We start from the raw sequence: 25849 nt of genomic DNA on the forward strand, positions 1-25849 counted from the left end.
CCGTCACGTTGCCGCTCCGGTAGCCGGCCGTGCCCGCGCGCCGCGTCGGCGCTGTGCCATCGCCTCGGTAATCCGATCACGCAGCAGGAAACCCGCCACGCCCAGCGCAACCAGCAGTGCCACACCCACCGCGCTCCAGATCGGCCACGTTGATGTCTTGCGCTGCACGCTGCGCTGCACCTCCGCCGGAATAAACGTGACGCTCACGTTCTCGTACGTGAGCCCCTCCACGCTATGCATCACAAGGTTCTTGATGCTCGGCAGCAGCGATGCCACATCGGTATTCGGGCGGTATTTGATAAACACCGCCGCCGACGACGGCTTGACCACGTTGGAGAGCGGATCGTTGTTGGGCAACACGATCTGCACACTGGCAAACGACACCCCATCCACGCGCGACAGCACCGCCGACAACTGCTGCGACACACCATAGATAAAGCGCACGCGCTCCTCGGTGGGCGTGGAGATCAGCCCCTCCTTCTTGAACATGTCGCCAAGATTCGCGTACTTCTCGCGCGGCAGGCCATGCGCGCGCAGCGCCTTCATCGCATCGGGGAAGTCGTCGCTGGCCACCGTCAGCGTCCAGGTCTTGCCGCTGTCGGGCGTCTCCTTGTCCGGACGCAGCCCCGCGTCGAACAGCACGCTCATCATCTCGTCGACGTCATTCTCGGTCAGCTGCGAGTAGAGCTGCTTGTTGCAGCCCGTCAGCAACAACACGAGCAAAAGACCAACCAGCCAGCGTGGGCGCAAGAGAGAGGGAGCCATAACCGCTACTGGTTCTTCATCAGGTTCTGCACCGCGCTCTTGCCGCCCTGCGCAAAGCCCACGCCCAGCTCGATGCGGGCCATCGAATCCGCCAGCTGGTACTGCAGCTGCACCATCTGCGCGGTGAACTCGCGCTGATCGAGCGATGGCGCGGCTTCCTGAAACGCCTGCACACGATGCTGCAACTGGCTGAACATATCGTCCTGCGCGCCCACCAGTTCGGTAATCGCGGACGGCCGTTGCGTCGGGCTGGCCTCCAGACTACGCGTCTGCATATCGGACGCGGCACGGTCCAGTAGCTGGCGGAAGCGCGTCTCGGACTCCGCCGACGCCGGTGGCACCGCCGTTTTCGAGACGCTCGTCGGATCGCTGGGGCCACCAACGCCCGACGGCGGGAACGGGCCGGAGGCGCTCGCCGCCATGGCCGGGCTCACGCGGGACGGACCATCGATGGCACTGATGGCCTGAATGGCCCCAATAGAAGGATCGATCATGGACATGTGGGGCTCTCCTCAGACGCGCAGGAAGTGGGTGGTGGAATACGGCGAGAGTTCCGACGAACGACCGGTGGAACGATCGGCAGCGCGCTCCTTGGTAATGAGGGCGGCGCCGGCATCCTCCTCCTTGCGGCCCATCAGAAGATTCACCAGCCGCACGGATTCGGGATCCTCCTCGCGCGACAGCACCTGATTGGCAAACATCTGCCAGCCCGGATCACGCAGCGAGAACAGGCACGTGGCCAGCAGCGCGGCCACATAGGCGTTGAACGGCGCCTGCAGCGTCTGCGACTCGAGATCGCGCAGCGTGCGCGCGGCATCGTCGTAGCGCTTGCGGCCCATCATCAGCCAGACGTCGTAGATATGGAGCTCCCGGAAGCGCGGCCTCATCACGTGCAAGGCCGCCAGCAGGCGTTCCGCCTCGTGGCTGTATTGCTTGTTCACGCTCGTGACAAGCAGTTCGATCAGGGCGGATACGAGGGAATCCGGGCATTCGGTCATGTCGAGCATGAAGGTCTCCAGCGGGACGGAATCTGGGACTGGAGTGTGGTGCCCCCCAGCGCAGGCACCCGGTCCGCATGCGAAGACAGCACGCCCGGGGCGAAAGGTCGCGAAAGCAGGGCGCGGAGGCAGGCCGCGGGCCGGGCCGGCCGCCGACGCCCTTCCCGACCGCACTTCGCCCCTCGCCGCCCGGCTTCGGGTACGTCAGCGCGCGCCGGACGCCACGCAAGCACCATCGCCAGCGTTGCCAGCCTGAGCGATGCGAATCGCGCGCGTCATGTCCGACGAAAAGACCGAAGCCCCCACACACAAGAAGCTCGATGACGCCAAACGCGAGGGCAAGTCGCCCAAGAGCACCGACCTTGCCGCCGGCGCGCTGCTGATCGGCGCCGGCGCCACCATGTCGTTCGCGGCACCGTTCATGGGTGAACATCTGCGCAACCTCATGCATATCGCGCTCGATGTCGGCCGCAACGCCTCACCCCGCTTCGACGTGGGCGCATTCATGCTCGCGGTCAGCATCGAGGCCGGATGGGTTCTGATGCCGCTACTCGGCGCGGCGCTGCTCCTGCCAGCGGCCGCGCTGGTCGCCCAGACCGGCTTCAACGTCTCGTTCAAGTCGGTCGAGCTGAAGCTCGATGCGATCAACCCGGCGGCTGGCATCAAGAAACTGTTCTCGCTGCGTTCCCTGCTGGACCTCCTCAAGATGGTGCTCAAGGCCGCGGTGCTGGTCGCCGTGCTGGCCAAGCTCACGATGTTGCTGCTGCCGACCACGGCTGCCCTCGCCTACCAGTCGATTGCCGATGTGGTCGCGGTGGTGTGGATTCTGCTGTGGCGCTTTATCGCCGCATCTGGCGTGCTGTTTCTGCTGATCGGCGCGGCCGACTACGGCCTGCAGTACTGGCTATTCATTCGCGAACACCGGATGTCGAAGGACGAAGTCAAGCGCGAGCACAAGGAGTCCGAAGGCAACCCCGAGATCAAATCGAAGCGCAAGTCCATCGCGCGCGAGAACGCCATGAGTGGCCCCACGGCCAAGGTCGAGGAAGCCCAGGCCGTGGTGGTCAATCCCACGCACTACGCGGTGGCCATCCGCTACGTGCCCGAAGAACACGGGCTGCCACGCGTGATCGCCAAGGGCGTCGATGCCGAGGCGCTGGCCATCCGCGAACGCGCGGAGGCCCATGGCGTACCGATCATCCCGGCGCCGCCGCTCGCGCGCGCGCTGTACACCGTTCCGCTCGAGCAGGCTGTGCCCGAGTCGCTGTTCGAAGCCGTAGCCGAAGTGCTCGCATGGGTCGCCCAGTTGACGCCGGCGGCCGACACCCACGACCAACCCGAGGCCAACTGACATGTCCACCCCACGCGCGTCACAAGGAGCGGCCACGAATACCGTGCTACGCGACTTTTCCGGCGAAATCAGTATCGCCGCCCTGATCGTCGCGATCGTGGCACTGATGATCCTGCCGCTGCCGACCATCTTGATCGACACCCTGCTATCGATCAACATCATGCTCAGCGTGATCCTGCTGACCGCGACGATGTACGTGCCCAGTGCCACGTCGCTCTCGGCCTTCCCTTCGCTGCTGCTGTTCACTACGCTATTCCGGCTATCGCTGAACATCGCCTCCACCAAGTCGATTCTGCTCAAGGCCGATGCCGGACACATCATCGAAAGCTTCGGCCAGCTGGTGGTGGGCGGCAACCTCGTGGTGGGCCTGGTGGTGTTCCTGATCATCACGACCGTCCAGTTCATCGTGATTGCCAAGGGCTCCGAGCGCGTCGCCGAAGTGGGTGCGCGGTTCACGCTGGACGCCATGCCCGGCAAGCAGATGAGCATCGACGCGGATGTGCGTGCGGGCAATATGACCGCCGAGGAAGCACGCGATCGCCGCGAGATGCTGGCCATCGAGAGCCAGCTGCACGGCGGCATGGACGGTGCGATGAAGTTTGTGAAAGGCGACGCGATTGCCGGGCTTGTTATCACGATGGTCAATATCGTGGCTGGCATCGTGATCGGCACCAGTTACCACGGCATGACCGCCTCGGAGGCTGCCTCGCGCTTCTCGGTGCTGTCGATCGGTGACGCGATGGTGTCGCAGATCCCGTCGCTGCTGATCTCGGTGGCCGCCGGCATCATGATCACGCGCGTGTCGAAGGAGCACGAGAAGCCGCGCTCGCTCGGCATGGAAATTCTTGCGCAGCTGTCCACGAGCTCGCGCGCGCTCTCCACCGCGTCGGTGCTGCTGGCCGGTTTCGCACTGGTGCCAGGCTTTCCGTCCACGATCTTTCTGCTGCTGGCCGGCGGTCTCTACGGTGGCGGTCATGCCGTACGCCGTGCCGCGCGCCGCCGCAACAATGACTCCGACGAAGCGCTGACCTCACTGCAGCGCGAAGGCGCCAAGCAGGACACCGGCAGCATCCTGCGCAATGCCCCCGCTTTTGCCGCGCCGCTGGCGGTCAAGCTGTCGCGCGAGCTGGCCGAGAAGCTCGACCTCGAGAAGCTCGATCAGGCTTTCGAGACCGGACGGCGCACCGTGGCGGAGGAGCTTGGCCTGCCATTCCCCGGCATTGTGTTCTGGGGCGACGAGCATCTGCAGGGCCTGTGCTACGACGTGCTCGTGCATGACGTGCCGGTGGCGTCGGGCGATCTGGGCGCGGCCGGCAGCCAGACACCCGAAGCCGAGCGCGAAGCGCGCATCGCCGAGCATGCGGTGGAGACGCTGCGGCGCGAGGCACGGCTGTTTATCGGCGTGCAGGAGGCGCAGTGGATTCTGGAACGCATCACCGCGACGTACCCAGGGCTGGTCTCGGAAGCGCAGAAGGCGCTGCCGGTGCAGAAGATTGCCGATGTGCTGCGCCGCCTGCTCGAAGAGCAGATTCCTATCCGCGATATCCGTTCGATTCTGGAAAGTCTGGTGGCGTGGGGACCGAAGGAGAAGGACCTGGTCATGCTGACCGAGTATGTGCGCAGCGACCTCGGTCGCATGATCGCGCACCGTGCCACGCGGGGCTCGCGCCAGCTGCCGGCCATCGTATTGGATCAGGAGCTCGAGCAGACCATTCGCCAGTCGATCAAGCCAACGCCAGCCGGCAACTTCCTGACGCTGGAGCCGCGCGTGATCGAGATGATCCTGCAGCGGCTGGAGAAACTCGCCAACGGTCCCAATGGCGAGGGTCCGCCCGATCGCCTCGCGGTGGTGACCGCGGCCGATATCCGTCGCTACTTCCGCCGCTTGATCGAACGCCGCTTCGAGCGGCTCGATGTGTATTCGTTTCAGGAACTCAATGGCGAGATCGACCTGCAACTGGTCGGCAGCCTGTCGCTTTGATCGTTCCGCCGGCTCTTCCATACACCATGACCCGAAACCATCTGCCCATGCCGCCGGTGCGCATCGTGCCGGCGCCTACCGCGAACGAGCGTGCCTCGGCCGAGCACGATGCGCAGTCGCGCGAGGCCGGCAACCGCTTTCGGCGATTGCTTGACGCGCAGCAACGGCGCGCGGCCGCGCCGGCTTTGACTGCGTCGCTGGCGGCGGCGCTGCATGGCCATGCGTCGGCGGAGCATGCCGAGCAGGCGGCGGAGCTGCCAATGGCCGAGCACGAGGCGGCGCGACAGCATGACCCGCTGCCGGAGACCCCAAATAACGTGCGTGACGCCGAGCGCCAGCCGCACGAGGCGTACGACGACGAGCGTCGTGCCGGCATGAGCGCCGACACCAACAACAGCACAGTGGCGGACTCACGCACGTCAGACCGCCGCGATACGCAGCCTGGTCCGGGCTCGGCACTCGACTTCCCGCGCGCGCAGCCACAGCCCTCCCCTGCGCGGGCGCACCTGACGCACGCACAGCAACTCCCCCAGCTCCCCGCCGCGCGCGAGCGTGACGCCGGTCAAGACAGCGGCCCCCGCATGGGCGACACCAGCCGGCAGGACGGCGACGCGCACGACGGCGGCGGCCGCACGTTTCAGCCCGCCTTTGTCACGCAGCTCGAGCGCGACGTGGTCGAGTTCTGCGGTGCCAGCGGCCTGTCGCTCGAAGGCGCCGCCCGCACCGTCACCCTCACGCCGGATCCGCGCATTCTGCCCGATACGCAGCTCACGATAACGATTTCGCCCGATGCCCTGTCGCTTCGGTTCCACTGCGAATCCGCACGATCGCGTGAATTACTCTGCTTGCACGGCGATACGTTGAAGGCCCGGCTAGTGCTCCGCACCGGACGCACAGTCGACCTCGAAGTGGTCGCCGGTTGATCTACCGAACCCCAGGCATTCGACATAGGCACCGCAGCAACATGTCCGCTCACCCCTCCGTCCACATCGATTCGCTGCGCGCCAGGCTGCCGCACCACGCTCCGGCGCTGGCGCGACTGTCGCGCGCGCTGCCCGCCATCGCGCGGCAGGCGCGGCTCGATGCGACGCTGTTGGTGTCGGCACGCGAGCCGGTGATGGTGCTGCCAGCATGCGCGACGATCGCCTCCGATGCGGGCGACGCGGTGCTGCGTTTCGATCTGGCCAGCTCGCCAGCACTGGAGAGCATTGCCGCGGATCGTGACGACGCGCGGCGTGTGGCGCTGGCCAATCTGTATCTCGCACCGTGGCTGGCGGCGTTGCAACCGGCCCACACCGGCGCGCTGGTGGTACGCGACATTGGCGTGGCCACGCGAAGCGGCGATGGACGTGGTCTGTCACTGACGTTCGGCACCGACGCACCGTGCGTGATCGATGCCATCGACCTGTCGTTGGTCGAGGCGCTGGAACGTAGCCTCGATGCTTCGCCGTTGCGGGCGGATGCTCCCGCGGGACGACTGGCCGGGCGGCTCCAGATCGCCACCCGCATGCTGCGGCTCGATACGCTGCGCGGCCTGCGCGTCGGCGATGTACTGCTCGGCTGGCCGCTGCGTGCCCTTTTCATGTCCGGCGCGCCGCTGCATGGCCTCTCGCTGCGCTGGGGTTCCGCGCAAGGCGTGCAGGCGCATGCCACTGTGTCCGTCGACGGCAGCACTCTGACTCTGGAAAGTCCCCTGACCATGACCCACGATACGCAAGACTTCGCGGTCGAGATCGCACCGGAACTCGAGGTGCCCGAGCATGACGCACCGCAGGATCTCGCCGCACTCGACCTCGGCCCCATGACAGTTCCTGTGCGCGTAGAACTGGTGACGCTCGAACTCTCGCTCGATGCGATCGCCGCGCTGCACGCCGGCAGCATCGTCGAGCTGCCCGCGCCGCTCGATGGGGCGATCGTTCAGCTCGTGTGCTGCGGCAACACCGTTGCCAGCGGGCAACTGGTCGCCGTTGGCGACAACCTCGGCGTGCGCATCGTGCATCAGATCGATGGGCGCTAATCTCAACATCGCGTCGCTGCTGATCACCCTGCTCGCGCTGGGGCTGCTGCCCTTTATCGCGATGGTGGTCACGTCGTACACGAAGATCGTCATCGTGCTCGGCCTGCTGCGCAACGCGCTGGGCGCGCAACAGGTGCCGCCGGCGATGGTCACCAACGGTATCGCACTCATCGTCTCGTGCTTCGTGATGGCACCCGTTGGTCAATCGGCCTACGAGGCCGCCCAGACGATGTCGAATGGCAATCTCGTCGAGAACGGTAACGCCGCCGTGCTGTTCGATGCCGCGCGCGAACCGTTCCGCCAATTCCTGATCAAGCACACATCGGAACGCGACCGGGCGTTCTTTATGCGCTCCGCCAAGGAAATCTGGCCGCCCGAGATGGCCGCCAAGCTCAAGCAGGATGATCTGCTCGTACTGGCGCCCTCGTTCACGGTCAGCGAACTGGCTGCGGCGTTCCGCATCGGTTTTCTGTTGTACCTGGTGTTTATCGTGATCGACCTCGTGATCGCGAACATCCTGATGGCGCTTGGCCTGTCGCAGGTAACGCCGACCAATGTGGCCATCCCGTTCAAGCTGCTGCTGTTCGTGGCGATGGACGGTTGGTCGGTGCTGATCCACGGTCTGATTTCCACCTACAAATGACATGGACTACGACAACATCGTTCATCTGACAACGAGCGCGCTCATGGTCTGCCTCATGGTGTCGCTGCCGGCCGTGGCCACTGCGGCGGTGTCGGGCCTGCTGATCTCGTTCCTTCAGGCCATTACCTCGCTGCAGGACTCCAGCATCTCGCAGGTGGCAAAGCTGATCATCGTCACCGCGGTGCTGCTTGCCACCGCGCCCTGGGGCGCTTCGGCAGTGCTCGAGTTTGCCAACGCGGTCATGCGCACGGTGTTTCCGTCATGAGAATCGTCAACGGCTATATCCAGTCCATGGATCCGTCGGATCTGCCGACGACGCCCGGCGCTCACGGGCACAAGAAGCGCGCGCAGGGGCAGCCCAAGCGTCCGCAGAGCCTGCGGGCCGCGCGTAGCGCACGGGCACGTGGTGGCGTGCAGCACGACCCCGAGGGGGTGGAGTCGGGCCATACCGCGCATGAAGAGAGCGAGCTGACCGATCTGCACCGGATCGAAGGCCATCATCCGCGCATGGCGCGCAAGGCCGCCAAGCGGCGTGGCGCGGCCACCGCCGCGCACGATCCCGAGCAGGAAGGCGAGGAGCAGGAAGAGTTGGTCGAGGTGCGCGAGCACGACGATCGTCAGGATTGGCGTCAGCGGCTGGTCATCCAGTCGGGCGATCACACCGGTGGCGAGGATGGCGAGCGGGACGATCAGGAGCGCCGGCACGATGCACGGCATGAGACAGCGGGTGGCCAGCGTGCGGCTGGTGCCAAGAGCGACAAGTCCGCGCAGCAGCCGTCCGTGCTGCCCCGTCGCTCCGCCTTTGCGGCACCTGCCCGCGATGCCGATCTCGACTGGGCGCAGTCCGTACTGCTGGCGCAGATCGCTGCCAACCAGCAACCGGGCGCGTCGGCGGGCCGACTCGAGCGCCAGACCCGCGAGACCATGCTGCGCTATCTGGCCCAGCGCGTGCGCAAGGGGCGCGCGGCGGATTCCACCCTGCCCCCCGGCAAGCTGGAGGTGGTGCGCGCTCAGTTGATCGCCGAACGGCAGCGTCTGCGCGATCGCGGCATCGAGCCGCGCCCCGCAGCGATGCTCGACGAAGCGCAGCAACGACAGTTCCTGCTGCGGCCGCTCAAGCTGTTGATGTTGTCCTCGCCGGGGCCGCGCCGTCATGGCAACCAGGCGATCGCGGCTATCAAGTCGCTGCTCGGTGATCACCGCCACGCGCACAGGAGTAAGTCATGACGCGCCAGCTTCGCATTCTCACCGGATATCACGCCGGCGCCAGACTCGATCTGCCAACGGGCCGGCATGTGATCGGCGCCGACGAGCAAAGCGATGTGCAGCTGTCCGACTGGCACGGCGAGCCGGTGGCGATCGCGTTCCAGGACGACGGTACGGTCACGCTTGCCAGCGCCGCAGGCACGGCGGAGGCGCCGGTCGCACTGCATGACTTCGTACCGGTTCGGCGTGGCGACATCGTGCTGTGCGTGGGACCGACCGACGCGCCGTGGCCGGCCGAGGTGAAGCTGCTGGAGTCCATGTTTACGCCGGCGCCCGTGGTGGGTGCGCCCGTCGGCGCGACGGCATCGGCAAGCCCGTCCGCACCCACGACGGCGGCGCCCTCCCCGGCGCCCACAGCCAGCGCGCCACGCCCACGAACGCGCCGTCGCTGGCTGCATGTCACGGTTTGCGCGCTGGCGGCCACCACGGCAATCGGCGCAGCGATGGCGATGTCGATGACGCGTGTACCAAAGGCTTCGGCCACCGTGCGCACGCCGGAGCTCACACCCATGCAACGCCGGTTGGCCGCAGTCGAGCACACGCTTAAAACCTCGGGCCAGCGCGATCTCAAAGCAGTCATCGCGGAAGACAGCATCGTGGTCAGTGGCATGGTACCCACCGCGGCGGATGCCACGACGCTGCGGCGTGCGCTGACACAGGTCGATGGCGGACACGTGTCGGTACGGCTATCGGTCGCGGCGAGCATTATCGACGACCTGCGCGCATCGTTGTCGGACTCCGGCGCCGAAGTCAGCTATACCGGCGACGGCGTGTTCCGCGTCGGTGGCACCGTGCGTGACCCGGCGCGAGCGCGCGCGCTGATCGAACGCATGCGCGGCGACTACGGTACGGCCGTGCGACGCATCGACGTGGACCTCGCCGGCCAGGCCGCCGATACCACGCCGCGTAACGTCCATGCGGCGCTGCATGTGGAAGGCCTGCGCTATTACCAGTTGCCCGACGGCACCAAGAACTTCCCGGATGAGGTGTTGACGGCGGAGGCGCCGGTACCGGGGCCCGATGCCGACGTAGTCGCCACCAAGGGCGCGGCGGCATTGCCTGCCGGCGCCCTGCCCCTGCCGACGATGGCGCCCACCAAGGTGTCGGCCAAGTCCGTCCGATAGTCCTCAGCAAACAGGAGCCCGAACATGTACGACACCCTGACCCCCGACACGATCCGCTCGCTCGACCAGATGGTGAGGATGATCGAGGAGAACCCGAAGGATCCGCGCGTGGCCAGTGGCATTGCGCAACTGAAAGCGGCGGCATCGGCCATCGTCGATGCCTCGCTCGCCGAGCCGGCGGCCCATGCCCGCAACGCGGCGCGCGTGGTGGCCGATGGCCTGATGGCCGCTGCGGCCGTATGCGAACGGCTGCGAGACGAGTAAAACCAGACAGCGCGGCCGCGCCTCAGGGCGAGGCTGCCTGATAGTGCCGGACATCATTCCGATAACCGGCATCACACTACCGGTCCGAAAGGATCATTTCACAACGAGGAGTTTGTCATGCCAGGTCCAGGTCCCGTCAGCGGTGGTAATACGGCAGGCAACGTTATCGGCGCAGGTGCCGACTACGCGAACACGAAAGTCGGCATGGATTCGAATACGGCCAGCGCGATCGCCCAGATCAACGCAGCGGCCGAGGCGATGAATGCGATCAACCTCGCAACCACACTCGCGCAGTTGAAGGAAGCGGGGCCGAAGAACGCGAAGTCGCTCACGCAGGGTTGACCACCACGCGGTACGTCCCGGCGGCGCCTGCTTCCGGGACGCTTTCTTTGTTATCCCAACTTTCCGCAACACGCGCGTCATGAGCCTGGAACGCCGAAACGAGCTGATCGTCGAGCTCTGCGAGGAACTCGATATTCCCGACGCCGATGGCATCGTCGAAGCCGGCCTGCTGAACGCGAGCGGATTCGATCTCGCTATCGACTTTTTCGAGGAAGATCCGCAGGCGATCTACCTCAACTTCGAATACGGCATTGTCAGCAGTGGCCGCACGCTGCGCATCTTCCGGCTGTTGCTCGAGGCCAATCTGACGATTTATGCGCAGGACCAGGCCCAGCTAGGGCTGGACCCCGACACCGGTGGCATCGTCCTGCTGCTGCGCGTGCCACTCGGCGACGATGTCGATGGCGTCTACCTCGGCGAACTCGTCGATCACTACGTCGAGCATGGACGCTATTGGCAGAACAATATCGTCGGCTCCTCCGACGAGATGTTCGAGAACCTGGCCAGCGGCGACTATATGTGGATCCGTGTGTGACGTCAGGCGATACAGGTGCCAGCGACGGCCAAGAGACACAGGACAGACGGCTGCGCAAACTGCGGCACGATGCGTTCCGGTTGCTCAGTGGCAGCGCCGAAGAGGCGCGGCACGCGAGCGGCGACGGCATGCTGATGGTGGACGGCGCGCTAGTCGCGGTGGCACCACGCGCCCGCCGGCACGGCGCGGTGGCGCCTGATGAACCGGGGCTGATGATCACCGCCGAGGCCGGCTACCGGCTGGAGTCGGAAACACTGACCCGCGTCAAATCCTCGCTGGCACTGGCCGGCGAACTCTTACTACGCTTTGGCGCCTCAATCGGCTGCGACGCCCAGGGCGGCCTGACCCTCAACCGCTGGCTGGCGGCCCGACACCTGACGGTCGACCGGCTGGCGGCAGAGATCACTGCTACGCGTCAGTTGCAGCGACTGATCGAAAGCGCCCCAGAGGGCAGCGATGGGACTGCGGCGCGGTGACGCCGCATGGCATCGTTGGTCCTATGAGAGAAACTTGATGTATATCCCATGAGCAATGACGGACAGACCAACCACGACGAAAGCGATGTAGGTGATTTTTTCTTCTTTAGTCATCTTCTTCCAATCCTCTGGATTCGGACCACCACCGATTGCCGACATCTTCACTCCCCCTCTGAGGTTTGCTCTATCGGGGAAGAATGTCCCCAAGGCATGATTCCAAAACTGAGACGGCTGCCCGCCGCGATACCAAATTCTATAGCCGTGGAGCTGCCATATGCGTGGGTGACGCCTACATACCCGTTCACACGAAATGGCGTCGGAATTGAGATGAATGTGTGATTCCCGTCCCCCTTCATGAATGAATTCGTAGCTGCTGCGTTGCCAGCACCAATGATCCAACCAAAACTCGTTACGAGACCTGGTGAGAAAGACACTGCGGAAGAGTTTGTTTTGACCACGCCGGCGGTGAAATATTGCTTACCGTCGTGCAAGTTCACTGCTCTCCCAACCGTCCCTGAAAGGGAACCTCCGCTCACTGTTGCATAGTCCGGCAGCAGACCCCTTCCTTGCTGCCCCAACCCGGCCGCGCATTCAGCAGTGATGCAGCCATTTGGTGCTGGCGTGAATGGGTTCGTCGCCAACGGTGTCGTCGCGGTTCCTGATCTACCTAGGGTGCCGTCATCCCACGTATATGGAGAACCGTCGCCGCCTGTCATTGCCTGCACGTACTCGGCCATTGTGGGATCGACTTGGGTAGGGAGTGCTTGTACGAGCGTACGGCCATCGCCTGATGGCACTGTGAAGGCTGCGCCGGTATCGTAGACCCCTTGTGGATGACTCACACCGTCCACGACCATGCCGCCCACGACCGACTCGCCCAAGGCGCTATTGCTTGCCGATCGCAGGGCATCGGAGATCTGCTGTTCCGTGTACTTCCCGTCACTGGCCTCGGCAATCCTTTGGGCGAGTTTTCGTTCCAGCGGGTGCAGTTGCCGATTGAACCGATCGGCATTCCCCGCTGTTGCCGCGCCGGAGCCACCTCCCACTGCCGCGCCGATTCCCCCAGCCGCGAGATTGGCCGCTAGGTTGCCGATGGCTTCGTCTAGATCCTTGTTGCCGATGCTAACGCCGCTCTCCACCGACTTGCCTAGAGCCGCGAGCTTTTGGGCCGCGAGCGACGAGAGGCCAGCACCGGCTGCGCCAGCAATGGCGTTGCCACCGCCGAGGCCGGCGATCATTCCGCCGCCGGCAGCATGCAGGGCTGCGCGGTACGCGCCGCCTTCGTCCCAGCCTTTCACATCTGCGTTGGCCTGCGCCAACGCGACCCGGTTCTCTTCTGTGGGGTCCGCGTTGTAAGCTTTCTCCGCCTTCTCTTGCGCAGTGGTCGCTTCTTTTAGCTTGCTGCCAGCAACCTCACCAACCGCCTTCGCCACCGCCTCCCCGGCCGCCTGGGCCGCCGCCATCATGTCGGCCTGCTTGCCAAGTACGTTGTTCAGGTCCGGACCCTTGCCGATCGTGGCGTTGGTATTGGCGGTATCTCGATTGAGCGCGGCGATGTCCTGATTCTGGCTGGCCTGATCGGTGATCGTGATCGTGCCGGCGGCGATGCCTGACTGCGCTACGCCGTGCTGGCTACCGCTTTCGTGTTGCGGGATCATGGGGCTGACGCCGCCGGTGTTCTTGCCTGAAGTCTGGCCGCTTGTCTTGTCCACGACCTTCTGGCCGAACGTCAGGCCGCCGGTGACGCCCATTGACGTGCTGCTGTAGTCGGACTTGTTCTCGATATCGCTCCAGCTCAGCGTGCCGGTCGTCAGCTGGTTCTTGTCCTCGGTCGCCGTGCTGGCGATGATCGCGCCCTTGAGGTCGGTGTTGCCCTTCACGTTGATGTCGAAGCCACCGTCGCCCGCGAGGATGCCGGACTGCTCGGTGACATTGGCGTAGCTGCTGTCGGCCTTGCCCTTCGACGCCGAGAACGAGCCGCTCGCACCGCCGCCCTGGCTGATGCTCAGGCCACCGCCCGCGCTCTTTTGTTCGGCGTGGCTTTCTTCGGTGTCTTGTCGGCTCGCGAGGTTCAGGTTACCGCCGATGTCGGCGGAGACCTTGCCGCCGCTGACCACACCACCGAGGATATTGGTGTCGTTGCCGGACACGATCGTCACCGACTCGCTGCCTGCAACGTGGCTGTTGACCTGTGCGGTGCCAACGGTGTCGCTATTGCCCTTGCTCATCTGGCCGGACACCGAGACACCCCAGCCCTGCGCGCCGTAGGACACGCCGATGCTGCCGCTGCTGGACTTGTTCGTGGTGTGGTTCTCGTAGGTGTCAGTGGCCGAGACGATATTGACGTCACCCTTCGCGCCCAGACCGACCTTCGTGGCGGCAATATCGGAACCGATGATGCTCAGGTTGCCGGCGGTCTTGTTGCCATCCGCGTCCACGCCGGTAGCGATGAAGGTGGCGGTGCCGCCGGCCTGCACGTTCGAGCCAGTGTGGGTGGTGCTGTCCTGCGACAGCGTGTTCTTGCTCTGGCTGGTACCGAACGACAACGTGATGGCTGTGCCCTCCGGACCCTTGCCTTTCCCCAGTGCGTCCATCGCGGCGCCCGCGCCCATTGCGGCGTCGTAGGCGTCGCGGCCTGCGGCAATGCCCCACAGCGCCGAGGCGCGGCCGTCTTCGCTCTTCGTGCCTGAGTTGACCTTCTGGCCCGCGCTGATGGCCGCGCCGAGGGCACCGCCGCTCACGCCGAGCGTAAGTCCTGTCTGCTTGATCTCGTGGGTTTCGTCGTGGTGCTCGCTGCCCGCTGCCGCATTGATGATGACGTCGGCGCCAACGCCGGTCAGATCTTTCGCGGCAATGACCTGGCTGCCAGTGATTTGCAGCGTGCTGCCCGCCTTCAGGCTGACATTGCCTTCGGTGCTGCCGACCAGACTGCCGGTCTGCGTGACCGAGCTGTCGTGCGTCGTGTCTTTCTGGTCCTTCATGCCATAGGACAGGCCACCACCGGTGGCACCGAAGCCGGTGGCCTTGGTGTGCGAGTAGGTTTCGCTTTCGCGGGTGCTTTCTGCGGTGGTGATGGTGAGATTGCGGCCGGCCTGCAGCGTGACGTCGTCGGTCGCGGCGACCGTGGAGCCCGCGATGGTCATGTCGCGGCCGGCGCTGCCGGTGATGGACTCGCCTGACACGACGGAGCCGACGGCCACGCTGTCGCGCGAGCTGGTCTTCTCCGTGGTTTCCTTCTTCGACATGAAGCCGGAGCTTTCGGTATGCGACCAGCTGTCGGCGCTGTGCTGTTCGTTCACGGCGCCTATGTTGACGTCGCCGGTGGCGACCAGCTTGACCGCACCCTCTGTGCTCGTGACACCCGACCCCAGCACGGCGACGTTGCCGGTGATGTTGCTGTCGAGCTGGGTGGGAGCAATGCCGTTGGCCTGAAGAATCTGGCCCACGATGCCCGCCTGGCCTGCGCCGAGGGTCACGTTGCCGCCGGCCTCGATTGAAGCGGCACGCGTGCCTTCGTCATAAGACGATTGCGTGAACTGCGAGGCCTTGTTGCTGAGGGCACCGGCACTTTGCGTGCTCGTGTCCATCGCTGCCGTCACCGTCGTGTTGCGTCCGGCGACCAGCGCGGCGTCGCCGCCTGCACTGAAGGCTGATGCGGTCAGCGTGACATCACGTCCGGCCACCGCCGTGATGCTGCCACCGGCCTGCACAGTGCTGCCTTGATTGATGACTGTCTCGTTGTGCAGGTAGTCCTGACCACCGTGGGCGGTGGCGTCCTGGGTGGTGACGAGTTGTGCCGTGCCGATGTTGAGGTCGCGGCCTGCGGCGAGTAGCGCGTTGTTGCCGGCGCTTACCGAGCCGCCCGCCATGGTGATGTCACGACCGGCCAGCATGGCGACACTGTTCGCACCTGCAATGGTGCCCACCGCCCCGATGCCGGTTGCGCTCGCGCTGTTGCCGTTGGCCAGCGTGGTCGTGTTCGTGATCGTTTGCGCGTCGTTGACGATGTCGCGGCCGGCGGCGACCACCACGTCCTGGCCGCCGATGCGGCCGCCGAGGTTGCGGACGTCTTGGGTGGCGCTGACGACGGTCGTGCCCGCGCCGCCGATGGCGCCGCGGTTGATGATGTCGGCGCCCACCACTTGGGTAGCCAGGTTGCCGACGATGGAGCCGCTGTTGTCCACCGTGCCGGTGGCGTTGATCGACACCGTGTTACCGGCTACCAGTGCGCCGGTGCTGTTCAGGTCTACAGCGTTGCCTTGCGCCAGATAGACCTTGGGCACCAGCACCGACTGGACGGAGCCGTCCGGCAGCGTCACGTCCTGCGACACCATCCACACCATGTCGGTGGTGAGCTGCTGCATCTGCGCGTCGGTCAGGCCGATGCCCGGCGTCAGGTCGAAGGCCTTCGCATACGTGACGCCGTTGTTCATCAGCGCCTTGTATTCCTCGAGTTGATCGGTGTAGCCGTTGAGGAAGGTCTTGCCGGTGAGCTGCGTGATCTGGTCGCGGACCAGCTTCTCCTCGTAGAAGCCATCGCCGAGGCGCTTCTGGGTCTTCTGAGGATCGAGGCCCAGCGCGCCCAGCATGTAGTCGCTGGAGATGAAGTTGGTGTACTGGGTGAAGCGTGGGTCGGTCGCGACCAGATACGTATCGCCCGGTGCGGTGCGGAAGCGGTACAGGCCGTTGGTGGGCAGCGTGAGGTTGGGGATGCCGCCCTGAGGGCTGCCCAAGGTTTGCGCGACGCCTTTGACCGTGCTAGCGGCGACTGCGGCGTCGACGGTATTGACCGACGCGATGGTGATGTTCTGCCCCGCTGTCTGGACATTCTGGTTGGCCGTAGCGACGGCGGGAAGTGCGGCCACGGTGGACGGCGCCTGCGGTGCGCTCGGGAAGGCCACGACCTGCGAATCTTCGCTGCTACCGGTGCGCTGGTGCCAGTAAAACGTGGAGGTGTCCTGCGTGGTGACAGTTTGCTGGAGCACTGTCCCCACGTCCTGAATCGTGCCATTGGCGGCCACGCGAATCAGGTTTCCGCCTGCCGCCATCGTCGACGACTGATTCAGGATGTTGCCGTTTTTGCTGTGGATGCGAATGCTGCCGGCCGCCTGAATCTTGGCGGCGCCCGTCGCGCTGACGAGCCGGTCGGACGCCGTGGTCGTAATCTTGGTGCGGCTGATCTCGTTGTAGTCGTGACCGAAGTTGGCCTGCTTCACCTCATCCGGGCGGATGTGGATATTCGGATCCCAGTCCGGCCACAGCGTGATGCTGTAGGTGCTGCCGTTGTCCTGAATCGACTGGTAGTACTGCGTCGGGCGCGTCGCAATGTCCCGTGTGCAGATACCCGTATCGATGTCGCACTTCGGGTTCTCCATGTGCGTCAGGTCCAGGTACTCTTCGATCGGAGACCTCACGAAGGACAGGGTCTTGCCGGTGGTGTCCAGGTTCTTGACGTCGGCCTTCTCGACGGTCACCGTGATTGAATCGCGCAGCGCGTTGGTTTGCGGCGTGCTGACAGGTGCGCCGGTTGTGTTCCAGGTCCAGCCGGGGAAGGTCAGGCTAGCGTGCATATTGCGATCGAAGTCGGTAAGCCCCGCCTGCCAGAGAACCAGCGTTTGCGCAGCCGTCTGGGCTGGCGTCCCCGCCGCGGTGACGATGCTGGTGCGCGTGTTGCTGACCTGATTGGCCGCGATGTCGATATCGCCGTCGGCTTCGATGTTGGCCGAGCGGTTGATCAGCGTGTTGACCTGATTGGCGAGCAGGCCAGTGTTCGGGTCGCGTTTGCCGTCGCGCGCGATTTGCAGATCGCCGGCGCTGTAGAGCGTGGCGCCGTCGAGGTTCTGGACCGAGTTGGTGGCGTACAGGTTCAGGTTCTGAACGGCGGCCATCAGGGCCGAAGCGCCGTTGTTGGTGATGTCGGCGCCGGAGACGGTCACCGCGCCTGCGGCTGCCAACGTACCCGTATTGGTCAGCGTCCCGGTCGTCGCAATCTTCAAGTTACCGTTGGCTTGCAACTGGTTGGTGGCGTCGTTGCTGTAGTCGCCCGCGACGTTGAGTGTCAGGTCGCGGCCAGCGATCATGGTGCCGCTGCCGGAGAGCGCTCCGGCCACAGCGATGTCCTGATTGGCCTTGACGGCACCACCCACGTTCGAGAGGGATGCCACGCCGAGCTTGACGTCCTTGCCGCCGAGTACCTGACCGCCGGCGTTGTTCAGCGTCGCGCCGGTCTGGTTGAGGGTCAGGCTCTGGCTGTACAAGGTGCCGCTGTGGTTGTCGAGCTGGGAGCTGACCTGCAGGTCCAGCGCCTGGCCTGCGACCACTTGACCGCCGTTGTTCGCGAGCGTTTGCGCCGCGAGGGTGACGTCGCCGTTGGCGCCGATCTTGCCGCTTGTGTTGGTAAGCGTGGTGCTTGCCGTCACGGTCGTAGCACCGCTGCCAGCGTTGACCAGCGCGCCGCGTGTGTTGTCGATGGTTGCGGCACGGGCTTGCAAGTCGCCGTTGGTCTGAATGACACCTGCTGCGTTGGACAGCACCTGCTGGCTGGTCACGCTCAGGGCACCGGTGCCTGCGTGGGAGAGCTGGCCACGGTCGTTGGTCAGGCTCGCGGCGGTGACCGTCAGGTTCTGGCCATTGGCGGCAATCGTGCCACCGGTGTTGTCGAGCTTGCCACCGGCGGTGATCGTGGTGTCGGTTTGGCCGGTCTGTTTTACCGTGCCGCCGGCGTTGATCAGATCGCCTGTGGTCTGGACCGCAAGGTGGGTGCCTTCGATCTGGCCCGATGTGTTATCAAGTGACTGCGCGTTGATGTCAACAGTGTTGCCCGAGACGCTGCTCTGGCGCGTGTTCAACGCACCGGCGTTGGCGGTGATTGCGCCGCCGGCCTGAACCTTGGCGCCTGACAGGTCGACAGCCCCTCCGGAGACAGTCAGAGCCCCGTTAGCAGCGGTCTGGCTGCCTGCAAGGCTGACGCTTGCGCCGTGGATCGCCGCATTACCACTGGCCGAGTTGCGGCCCGTGGCCGACAACGCGCCCGTGGCGCTCAGCGCGAGGTCCGCGTTACCGACGGACGTACCGTCGGCGTTCATGCCTGCGGCAAGCGTGCCCGTGGATGCCACGTTCTGCGCGTTCACGCCGAGCCATTGCTGCGCCGCCAGCGTGCCGCTGTTGGTCAGCGTGCCATCCGTCTGGACGCCGATGGCACCCTTGACATACGTCGTACCGCTGTTGTCGATGCCATCGCGTGCGACGACAGAAAGATCGCCGCTAGCATTCGTCTGGCCGCCCAGAACAATCTTGCCGTCCGCCGTCAGCGTGAAGTCGCCGGCCTGCGCCGCGGCTACGCCGCGCAGCGATACACCAACCCCGAGTTCTGTCGACGCAAGAACGATCTTGTTGGCATACATCCCGCCCAAGAGGGCTACGTCGATGCCGGCCGGCGGCGCCGCACCCGTGCCGGCGATAGCTTTGGCACCGAGAGTGTTGTAGTCGACCTGATTGACGCCGGCCACCACATTGAGCTTATCCGCGTAGAAAGCTGCATTCGCCTTGACCGCGCGAGCGATCACGTCGACCTGGTTCACACCTGCGCCGTTCAGGCCTGCGCCTTCGATGCTGATCTGGCCGCCCGTCACCCGGAAGGCGTCGAGGCTGCCAAGACCGCCGTATACCGGTAGACCCGTCGTCAGCGTAGCTCGAGGGGTATTGATGAAACCAGCGCCATCGACAAAGATTCCGTTCGGGTTGGCCACCACGACCCCGGCACGTGGTCCGGCGACTTCGAGATAGCCCCGCAACTGGCTCGGCAACGTGCTCGTGACCTGATTGACAATGATGCGCGCGGAGCCGCCGGGTAGCAGGTTCGGGTTGCCGTTGATGTAGCCGGCCTGCTGTGTCTGGACGACGGAGGAAGAATTGTTAAGGATCGCACCACGCTTGCCGACGTCGAACTGAGAGTAGTGGTTCGTCGAGACCCCTGCACCCGACGGGCGTGTAATGTTGATCTGTGGCAGGCCATTGGGCGTGGCGATGACGGTGGGTCGATTCGGACCCGAGTTCGGATCGGCCACGATCTGCGCGGCGGCAGGCAGCGCCGAAGCCAAGCACACCCATGCCAAGAAGATGGCAAGGGTGCAATCAAAGCTAACGCGGCGGCTAAATCGTTCCATGTCTACCCAGTCCCCTTACGGACTGGGTAGTGTCGACTTGCCGCAGCAGTAATTAAATCAACGAATCCTTAATTCAACATCAACTCTTGAGCTCTCGCTCCAGCCGCTCGAACACACGCTGCGTCGAGCCGCTGGCCTCCAGTGAGAACACCAGCAGCGAGCGGCCCGTTACCTGATAGACGTCGCCGGTCGTGAACGTTGGCAGCGCGTCGCGCACTGGCATATTGGTGTCGATCAGGCAGGTCCAGCGGTCGGTGCCCGGGATGTCCGGCAGGCGGAAGTCCACCACGTCGTGGTGTGCATTGAACACGATCAGCACGGTGGCGTCCGAGGCTGCCCGGCGGATGCCGGTGGCGCGTGCGCGGCCATCCAGCACCAGGCCGAAGCAGCGCATCGCCGTATCGCCCCATTGTTCGTCGGTCAGATCATTGCCACCGGCGTCGATCCAGCGCACATCGGCCACCTGCGTCGCCTCGTCGAGGTTGCCATTGAGAAAACGCGTGCGGCGCAGCACCGGCAACGCCTGCCTCAGCGTGATGAGGTTCTGCGTGAATGCGGTGAGCGCGCGGCCCTCGTCCCCCCCCTCCCAATTCACCCAGCTGATCTCGTTGTCCTGGCAGTACGCGTTGTTGTTGCCCTGCTGCGTGCGGCCGAACTCGTCGCCCGCGCACAGCATCGGCGTACCTTGCGATAAGAGCAATGTGGCCAGCAGGTTGCGCTTCTGCCGTTCGCGCAGGGCGATGATCTCGGTATCGTCGGTCGGCCCTTCCGCGCCGCAGTTCCACGACAGGTTGTCCGAATGCCCGTCGCGATTGTCCTCGCCATTCGCCTCGTTGTGCTTGTCGTTGTACGAGACCAGATCGTTCAGCGTAAAACCGTCGTGCGCGGTCAGAAAGTTCACGCTCGCCCACGGCCGGCGGCCGCGGTGGTCGAACAGGTCCCCCGAACCCGTGATGCGCGCGGCCAGTTCCGGTACCACGCCTTCGTCGCCCTTCCAGAACTTGCGCACGGTATCGCGGTACCTGTCGTTCCACTCGGCCCACCCCGGCGGGAAGTTACCGACCTGATAGCCACCGGGGCCGCAATCCCACGGTTCCGCGATCAGCTTCACGCTCGACAGGATCGGATCCTGGCTACATGCCTTCAGGAAGCCGCTGTCGTAGTCGAAGCCATTTGGTTCACGCGCGAGAATCGTCGCAAGGTCGAAGCGGAAACCATCCACCTGCATCTCCGTCACCCAGTAGCGCAGGCTGTCCGTCACCATCTGCAGCACGCGCGGATGCGACAGGTTGAGTGTATTGCCGGTGCCAGTGTCGTTGATGTAATAGCGACGCTCGTCGGGCATCAGCCGATAGTACGAGGCGTTGTCGATGCCGCGGAAGGACAGCGTGGCGCCACGCTCATTGCCTTCGGCGGTGTGGTTGTACACCACGTCCAGAATCACCTCGAGGCCCGCCTCGTGGTAGTTGTCGATCATCTGCTTGAGCTCGGCGAGCTCGCCGGCCTTGCGCGCGAAGAAGCGCGGGTCCGCGGCAAAGAAGCCGATCGTGTTGTAGCCCCAGAAGTTCGTGAGGCCCTTGTCCAGCAGGTGGCTATCGTTGGGAAACGCGTGAATCGGCAACAACTCCACCGAGGTCACGCCGAGGCTGCGGATATAGTCGATGACCGCACGCTGGCCCAGGCCATCGAACGTGCCGCGCAGCGACTCCGGCACCTCCGGATGCCGCATCGTGTAGCCGCGCACATGCGTCTCGTAAATGATGCTGCGGTCCCACGACACGCGCGCGGCCAGCGGATGGCTCCATCCAAAGCTCTGGTCCACCACCACGCATTTCGGCATGAACGGCGCACTGTCGCGGGTGTCGAACGTCAGGTCTTCCCCTTCGGCACCAATCGTGTAGCCGAACACCGCATGGTCCCATTGCAGTTGCCCGATATAGGACTTGGCATACGGGTCGAGCAGCAGCTTGTTGGGGTTGAAGCGGTGCCCATTCTCGGGTTCATAGGGCCCATGCACGCGATAGCCGTACACCGCGCCGGGCGCGAGGCCATCTACGCGCACGTGCCAGATCTCGTCGGTGTACTCGGGCAGATCGATGCACTCGACCTGCGTCTTGCCTTCGGCGTCGAACAGGCACAGTTCCACGCGCGTGGCATGCGCGGAAAATAACGCGAAGTTGACGCCGCTTCCGTCCCACGTTGCACCCAGGGGAAATGGGTGCCCTTCGCTGATGCGGCGATCGCTCATGATTTTCTATAGATGGCTCGTTGGAGTGGGAGCCACAAGCAGGAGCCATGCCGGCGCGGCGCGCGCGGATTCACACGCGCTGGCGGCGTTGCGGGCACTGCAATTTGTACGCGTTGCGGACGCGATTGAAAAAATTGCTCGGTGGCTTATTGCGCAGTCATACGCAGCATCGACGTGTCATAGCCCAGCGCGCGGGCCCGGTCGATCAGCGCCGCGCCCTCGGTGGCGGACGGTTTCGACGCGCGCGTCAGGATCCAGAGGAAGCGGCCCGACGGTTCGCCTACGATCGACCACGTGTAGTCATCCGCATGGTCCAGCACCCAGTAATCGCCGACGTAGAACGGACCAAAGAACGAGACCTTTAGCTTGGCGTTGCCGCTATCGGGCACCACACGCGCCCGCCCGTCGGAGGTCTTGCCAGCGCCATCGGCACGCGCGCCGCAGGTATTGCTGACGGAGATCAGGCCATCGTCGCGCTTGCCATATTCGGCCGTCACGTAATCGCAGTCCTCTTCGAAGCTGTTCTCGTAGCGCGCATATTCGTACCACTTGCCGAGATAACGTTCGAGATCCACCGTCTTGGCGGGCTGCGGCACGGCGGCATTGCCGCGCTTGCCGCCCGCAAATCCTCCACACGCCTGCAGCATCAGTACGGTGGCTGCAAACGCCGCGCCGAAGGCGGTTACGGCGGTAATACGCCTTGTCCATCGTTGCATCGCATGTCTCCGTCAGACTTGGTGCGGGCTTCTCGTTCTCCATCGCCTTCAATGCGCAGCCGTGGCAGAAACTGCGGATACTCACGCTGCATGAAGTCGATCAGCCCTTCGCGCACCACGCAACGCAGGTCCCATGCCAGCCCCGACGACGCCGCGGTACACAGCACGCGCAACTGCATCGTGCGGTCGGTGGTGTCGGACACGACGAGGTTGAAGAAGCGCTGATCCCACTCGGGCGCGGCGTGGACGATGCGCTCGAGTTCCTTACGCAGCGGCGCCAGCGGCATGCCGTAATCGACGTAGAAGAACACCGACCCCATCAGGGCCGAATTGTTGCGGGTCCAGTTCTGAAACGGCTTCTCGATAAAGTATTGCAGCGGAATGATCAGCCGACGCTCGTCCCAGATCTTGAGCACGACATAAGTACCGGTAATCTCTTCCACCCTGCCCCATTCGCCCTCGATGATCAGTACGTCATCGAGCCGGATCGGCTGGGTCAGCGCCAGTTGCAGCCCCGCGATCATGTTGCTGAACACCGGCTTGGCCGCGAAACCGGCGATCAGGCCGACCACGCCGGCCGAAGCCAGCAGGCTCGCGCCGACCTGCCGTGCGCCCGGGAAGGTCATCAGCAGCATCGCCGCGCCCATCACCGTCACCAGTGTCATCGCGGTGCGCGACAGCACGCGCGTCTGCGTATGGATGCGCCGCGCGGCCACGTTGTCGGCGACATCGAGCGGATGCCTGTCGAGAATGCCCTGCGCGAAACCCGCGATAATCCGCACCAGCAGCCATGTGGTGGCCGCGATCATCAGCAGCCCGTTGACGTGGCGTACGTTGTCGATCCAGCGCAGCTCGTCGGGTGCGCCCTGCCAGACTGTCTGCAGCGCCAGCAGCGGCAGTACGAACTTGGCCGGAGTGCGGATCTTGGTGAGGATGGCGCTCAGCAGATGCGAATGGCGCGCAACGCGCAGCAGTATCAGCCCGCCGAGCTTGTGGACGATCAGTGCAAGCACCACCGCGATGACGGCCACGGCCCAGGTGTTGAACCACGGATGATTGATCAGGATGTCTAGGTTCATTGAGTCGGTCCCGGTGCCGGCAAGTACGCCAGCCTCCACTTAACGGACAGATGGATGAAGCGGAAGTTCGCCGCTCTCGTTAAGGCGTTGCGCCCGCCACGGCCATGGCGCCGCGCATACCCTCGGCATCCTTCGCCGGCGGCAAGCCGAACATGCGGCGATATTCGCGCGTGAATTGCGGCACGCTCTCGTAGCCGACCGCGAATGCGGCATCGCTGGCGGTCATGCCATCGGCCAGCATCAGCCGCCGTGCCTCGATCAGGCGCAGCTGCTTTTGAAACTGCAGCGGTGACAGCGACGTGACCGCGCGAAAGTGCTGATAGAACGAGGACGGGCTCATGCCCGCGACGCTGGCCAGTTGCTCCATCGGCAAGGGCTGGGCGAATGCCTCGCGCAGTACCGCCACCGCGCGCGCCACGCGCCGCGCATTGCCTTCGGGCCACCCCAGGCGACGAATCGCGGCACCGTGACGGCCTTCGAGGAGCCAGTAGTGGAGTTCGCGCACCCGCTGCGCGTGCAGCACCGGCACTGCCTCCGGCCGTTCGAGCAAGCGCATCAACCGCAGCGCGGCGTCCGCGACTTCGCCATCGGTCGGCTCGAAGCGTACGGCGCCGCCATCGGGCACCGAGGCGGTTTGCATCTGCATGCTGAGGTCCGCGATCACGGCTGGATCGAGGTCTAGCACCAGCGACAGATAGGGCCGTGCCGCGCTCGCGGCGGTGACCTGACTGACGGTCGGCACATCGGCCGTGATCAGCAGCGAGTCGCCGGGCCCGAACGTCAATGTCTGCGAGCCCATGGTGACCTGCTTGGTGCCCTGAAGCACCAGGCACACCAACGGCCGCGCGATCGCATAAAGCAAGCCACTTGGCGAGGTGGAACGGATGGTGGTCAGCCCGGGCACGGGCGTGCGCGCGAGGCCATCGGCATCGGCGTACGTGTCCGCGTAACGGCGGACGGCATCGAGCAGGGTGTCGGTCATGGAGGGAATCGTATCCGATTCGGAGAATCAGGCAAGTAACACCGAGGAATTGACTAAGGCTATCGAACTGGGAACTTCAATAATTCGGTGCACCAACCAACCGAAACAACAGGAGCCAGTCATGACCCAATCCAAGATCGCCATCGTCACCGGTGCCAGCCGCGGCCTCGGCCGCAACACCGCGCTGGCCATCGCCCGCAGCGGCGGCGACGTGATCGTGACCTATCAACGTAGCGCGGCGGAAGCTGACGCCGTGGTCGCTCAGATCGAGGCGATGGGCCGCAAGGCGCGCGCGCTGCAACTCGACACCGGCAACATCGCCGGCTTCGCCCCTTTCGCCGAACAGCTGCGCGCCGCGCTGCGCGAAACGTGGCAACGCGACACGTTCGATCACCTCGTCAACAACGCGGGCCACGGCGAATACGCGTTGATCGCCGATACCACCGAGGCGCAGTTCGACAGCCTCGTCAACGTGCACTTCAAGGGCGTCTATTTCCTGACGCAGGCGCTGCTGCCGCTGATTGCGGATGGCGGACGGGTCGTCAACCTGTCGACGGGCCTGACGCGCGTGTCGTTTCCCGGCTACGCCGCTTACGCGGCGGTCAAGGCCGCGGTGGAGGTGTTGTCGGTCTATATGGCGAAGGAGCTCGGTGCGCGCGGCATCGCGGTAAATACGGTGGCGCCGGGCGCCATCGAGACCGACTTTGGCGGCGGCGCGGTGCGCGACAACCCGGGGGTCAACAAGCTGTTCGCGGATATGACCGCGCTTGGCCGGGCGGGCGTGCCTGACGATATCGGCCCGATGATTGCGAGCCTGCTGTCGGAGAGCAATCGCTGGGTCAATGCGCAACGTATCGAGGTGTCGGGCGGCCAGGGCATCTGAGCCTGCACCGGTAC

Annotated in this window: 22 protein-coding genes; 13 read left to right on the forward strand and 9 right to left on the reverse strand. The window is 64.8% G+C overall.

All coding sequences use genetic code 11. The features are described 5' to 3' along the window. Positions 1 to 3: 3 nt before the first annotated feature. The 3 genes from sctJ to LDO41_RS06185 are packed head-to-tail and all read right to left on the reverse strand — an operon-like array spanning position 4 to position 1772. The gene (gene sctJ / locus LDO41_RS06175) at positions 4 to 765 is read right to left on the reverse strand and encodes a type III secretion system inner membrane ring lipoprotein SctJ (protein WP_223983272.1); all 762 of its coding nucleotides are present in this window, start codon (positions 763 to 765) and stop codon (positions 4 to 6) included. Positions 766 to 770: 5 nt separating this feature from the next. Next, positions 771 to 1265, reverse strand: coding sequence for a hypothetical protein (locus LDO41_RS06180; RefSeq protein WP_223983274.1), 495 nt, complete (start codon positions 1263 to 1265; stop codon positions 771 to 773). Positions 1266 to 1277: 12 nt separating this feature from the next. After that, positions 1278 to 1772 (reverse strand): HrpB1 family type III secretion system apparatus protein, encoded by a 495-nt coding sequence (locus LDO41_RS06185; RefSeq protein WP_223983277.1) that lies wholly within the window; start codon positions 1770 to 1772, stop codon positions 1278 to 1280. Between the two features lie 268 nt (positions 1773 to 2040). Between LDO41_RS06185 and sctU the strand changes: the two genes are divergently transcribed. The 12 genes from sctU to LDO41_RS06245 all read left to right on the forward strand — a co-directional run bounded on the left by sctU (position 2041) and on the right by LDO41_RS06245 (position 11762). Beyond that, positions 2041 to 3114, forward strand: coding sequence for a type III secretion system export apparatus subunit SctU (sctU, locus tag LDO41_RS06190; RefSeq protein ID WP_223983280.1), 1074 nt, complete (start codon positions 2041 to 2043; stop codon positions 3112 to 3114). A gap of 1 nt (position 3115) precedes the next feature. After that, entirely contained in the window at positions 3116 to 5095 is a 1980-nt protein-coding gene (locus LDO41_RS06195; RefSeq protein WP_223983284.1) for an FHIPEP family type III secretion protein, read from the forward strand. 26 nt (positions 5096 to 5121) lie between these two features. Then, positions 5122 to 6018, forward strand: coding sequence for a type III secretion HpaP family protein (locus tag LDO41_RS06200; protein WP_223983287.1), 897 nt, complete (start codon positions 5122 to 5124; stop codon positions 6016 to 6018). Between the two features lie 41 nt (positions 6019 to 6059). Beyond that, on the forward strand, positions 6060 to 7112 hold the full coding sequence (locus tag LDO41_RS06205) for a FliM/FliN family flagellar motor switch protein (RefSeq protein WP_223983290.1): 1053 nt from the start codon (positions 6060 to 6062) through the stop codon (positions 7110 to 7112). Next, a complete protein-coding gene (sctR, locus tag LDO41_RS06210; protein ID WP_223983293.1) occupies positions 7102 to 7755 on the forward strand; it encodes a type III secretion system export apparatus subunit SctR in 654 nt (217 codons plus the stop codon). Before LDO41_RS06205 ends, sctR begins: the two co-directional genes overlap by 11 nt. 1 nt (position 7756) lies before the next feature. Further along, on the forward strand, positions 7757 to 8020 hold the full coding sequence (gene sctS, locus LDO41_RS06215; protein ID WP_223983297.1) for a type III secretion system export apparatus subunit SctS: 264 nt from the start codon (positions 7757 to 7759) through the stop codon (positions 8018 to 8020). Then, the gene (locus LDO41_RS06220; protein WP_223983300.1) at positions 8017 to 8982 is read left to right on the forward strand and encodes a hypothetical protein; all 966 of its coding nucleotides are present in this window, start codon (positions 8017 to 8019) and stop codon (positions 8980 to 8982) included. The genes sctS and LDO41_RS06220 overlap by 4 nt, the downstream gene beginning before the upstream one ends. Further along, positions 8979 to 10145 (forward strand): HrpD5 family protein, encoded by a 1167-nt coding sequence (hrpD5, locus tag LDO41_RS06225; RefSeq protein ID WP_223983304.1) that lies wholly within the window; start codon positions 8979 to 8981, stop codon positions 10143 to 10145. Before LDO41_RS06220 ends, hrpD5 begins: the two co-directional genes overlap by 4 nt. A gap of 24 nt (positions 10146 to 10169) precedes the next feature. After that, positions 10170 to 10409 carry a hypothetical protein gene (locus LDO41_RS06230; RefSeq protein ID WP_223983307.1) on the forward strand — a complete coding sequence of 80 codons (240 nt, stop codon included), beginning with the start codon at positions 10170 to 10172 and terminating at the stop codon, positions 10407 to 10409. A 117-nt stretch (positions 10410 to 10526) separates the two neighbouring features. Then, positions 10527 to 10751, forward strand: coding sequence for a hypothetical protein (locus tag LDO41_RS06235; protein WP_223983310.1), 225 nt, complete (start codon positions 10527 to 10529; stop codon positions 10749 to 10751). Positions 10752 to 10830: 79 nt separating this feature from the next. Continuing rightward, a complete protein-coding gene (locus LDO41_RS06240; protein ID WP_223983313.1) occupies positions 10831 to 11286 on the forward strand; it encodes a CesT family type III secretion system chaperone in 456 nt (151 codons plus the stop codon). Then, complete coding sequence (locus LDO41_RS06245; RefSeq protein WP_223983316.1) at positions 11271 to 11762, forward strand: hypothetical protein; 492 nt, start codon at positions 11271 to 11273, stop codon at positions 11760 to 11762. The genes LDO41_RS06240 and LDO41_RS06245 overlap by 16 nt, the downstream gene beginning before the upstream one ends. Positions 11763 to 11783: 21 nt before the next feature. On the opposite strand, the gene LDO41_RS06250 is transcribed toward LDO41_RS06245, so the two are convergent. The 6 genes from LDO41_RS06250 to LDO41_RS06275 form a co-directional block, all read right to left on the reverse strand. Beyond that, a complete protein-coding gene (locus LDO41_RS06250) occupies positions 11784 to 11921 on the reverse strand; it encodes a hypothetical protein (RefSeq protein WP_223983319.1) in 138 nt (45 codons plus the stop codon). Between the two features lie 2 nt (positions 11922 to 11923). Beyond that, complete coding sequence (locus LDO41_RS06255) at positions 11924 to 19861, reverse strand: hemagglutinin repeat-containing protein (protein ID WP_223983322.1); 7938 nt, start codon at positions 19859 to 19861, stop codon at positions 11924 to 11926. Positions 19862 to 20006: 145 nt separating this feature from the next. Continuing rightward, positions 20007 to 22175 (reverse strand): glycogen debranching protein GlgX, encoded by a 2169-nt coding sequence (glgX, locus tag LDO41_RS06260; protein WP_223983325.1) that lies wholly within the window; start codon positions 22173 to 22175, stop codon positions 20007 to 20009. A gap of 146 nt (positions 22176 to 22321) precedes the next feature. Continuing rightward, the gene (locus LDO41_RS06265; RefSeq protein WP_377741299.1) at positions 22322 to 22891 is read right to left on the reverse strand and encodes a lipocalin family protein; all 570 of its coding nucleotides are present in this window, start codon (positions 22889 to 22891) and stop codon (positions 22322 to 22324) included. Beyond that, complete coding sequence (locus tag LDO41_RS06270) at positions 22858 to 23970, reverse strand: mechanosensitive ion channel family protein (protein WP_223983334.1); 1113 nt, start codon at positions 23968 to 23970, stop codon at positions 22858 to 22860. The genes LDO41_RS06265 and LDO41_RS06270 overlap by 34 nt, the downstream gene beginning before the upstream one ends. A 79-nt stretch (positions 23971 to 24049) precedes the next feature. Beyond that, positions 24050 to 24952, reverse strand: a complete 903-nt coding sequence (locus LDO41_RS06275; protein WP_223983336.1) for an AraC family transcriptional regulator — start codon at positions 24950 to 24952, stop codon at positions 24050 to 24052. Positions 24953 to 25073: 121 nt separating this feature from the next. On the opposite strand from LDO41_RS06275, the gene LDO41_RS06280 reads away from it, so the two are divergent. Further along, positions 25074 to 25835, forward strand: a complete 762-nt coding sequence (locus LDO41_RS06280) for an SDR family NAD(P)-dependent oxidoreductase (RefSeq protein ID WP_223983338.1) — start codon at positions 25074 to 25076, stop codon at positions 25833 to 25835. Positions 25836 to 25849 lie beyond the last annotated feature (14 nt).

The sequence above is a fragment of the Cupriavidus pampae genome, assembly GCF_914271485.1.
Lineage (GTDB): Bacteria > Pseudomonadota > Gammaproteobacteria > Burkholderiales > Burkholderiaceae > Cupriavidus > Cupriavidus pampae.

Coding starts and splice junctions, on each gene's coding strand:
- glgX (WP_223983325.1), bottom strand. CDS start 22,175: ATGAGCGATCGCCGCATCAGCGAAGGGCACCCATTTCCCCTGGGTGCA.
- sctS (WP_223983297.1), top strand. CDS start 7,757: ATGGACTACGACAACATCGTTCATCTGACAACGAGCGCGCTCATGGTC.
- LDO41_RS06240 (WP_223983313.1), top strand. CDS start 10,831: ATGAGCCTGGAACGCCGAAACGAGCTGATCGTCGAGCTCTGCGAGGAA.
- LDO41_RS06230 (WP_223983307.1), top strand. CDS start 10,170: ATGTACGACACCCTGACCCCCGACACGATCCGCTCGCTCGACCAGATG.
- sctR (WP_223983293.1), top strand. CDS start 7,102: ATGGGCGCTAATCTCAACATCGCGTCGCTGCTGATCACCCTGCTCGCG.
- LDO41_RS06280 (WP_223983338.1), top strand. CDS start 25,074: ATGACCCAATCCAAGATCGCCATCGTCACCGGTGCCAGCCGCGGCCTC.
- LDO41_RS06220 (WP_223983300.1), top strand. CDS start 8,017: ATGAGAATCGTCAACGGCTATATCCAGTCCATGGATCCGTCGGATCTG.
- LDO41_RS06195 (WP_223983284.1), top strand. CDS start 3,116: ATGTCCACCCCACGCGCGTCACAAGGAGCGGCCACGAATACCGTGCTA.
- sctJ (WP_223983272.1), bottom strand. CDS start 765: ATGGCTCCCTCTCTCTTGCGCCCACGCTGGCTGGTTGGTCTTTTGCTC.
- LDO41_RS06235 (WP_223983310.1), top strand. CDS start 10,527: ATGCCAGGTCCAGGTCCCGTCAGCGGTGGTAATACGGCAGGCAACGTT.
- hrpD5 (WP_223983304.1), top strand. CDS start 8,979: ATGACGCGCCAGCTTCGCATTCTCACCGGATATCACGCCGGCGCCAGA.
- LDO41_RS06205 (WP_223983290.1), top strand. CDS start 6,060: ATGTCCGCTCACCCCTCCGTCCACATCGATTCGCTGCGCGCCAGGCTG.
- LDO41_RS06275 (WP_223983336.1), bottom strand. CDS start 24,952: ATGACCGACACCCTGCTCGATGCCGTCCGCCGTTACGCGGACACGTAC.
- LDO41_RS06180 (WP_223983274.1), bottom strand. CDS start 1,265: ATGTCCATGATCGATCCTTCTATTGGGGCCATTCAGGCCATCAGTGCC.
- LDO41_RS06270 (WP_223983334.1), bottom strand. CDS start 23,970: ATGAACCTAGACATCCTGATCAATCATCCGTGGTTCAACACCTGGGCC.
- LDO41_RS06185 (WP_223983277.1), bottom strand. CDS start 1,772: ATGCTCGACATGACCGAATGCCCGGATTCCCTCGTATCCGCCCTGATC.
- LDO41_RS06200 (WP_223983287.1), top strand. CDS start 5,122: ATGACCCGAAACCATCTGCCCATGCCGCCGGTGCGCATCGTGCCGGCG.
- LDO41_RS06265 (WP_377741299.1), bottom strand. CDS start 22,891: ATGCAACGATGGACAAGGCGTATTACCGCCGTAACCGCCTTCGGCGCG.
- sctU (WP_223983280.1), top strand. CDS start 2,041: ATGTCCGACGAAAAGACCGAAGCCCCCACACACAAGAAGCTCGATGAC.
- LDO41_RS06250 (WP_223983319.1), bottom strand. CDS start 11,921: ATGTCGGCAATCGGTGGTGGTCCGAATCCAGAGGATTGGAAGAAGATG.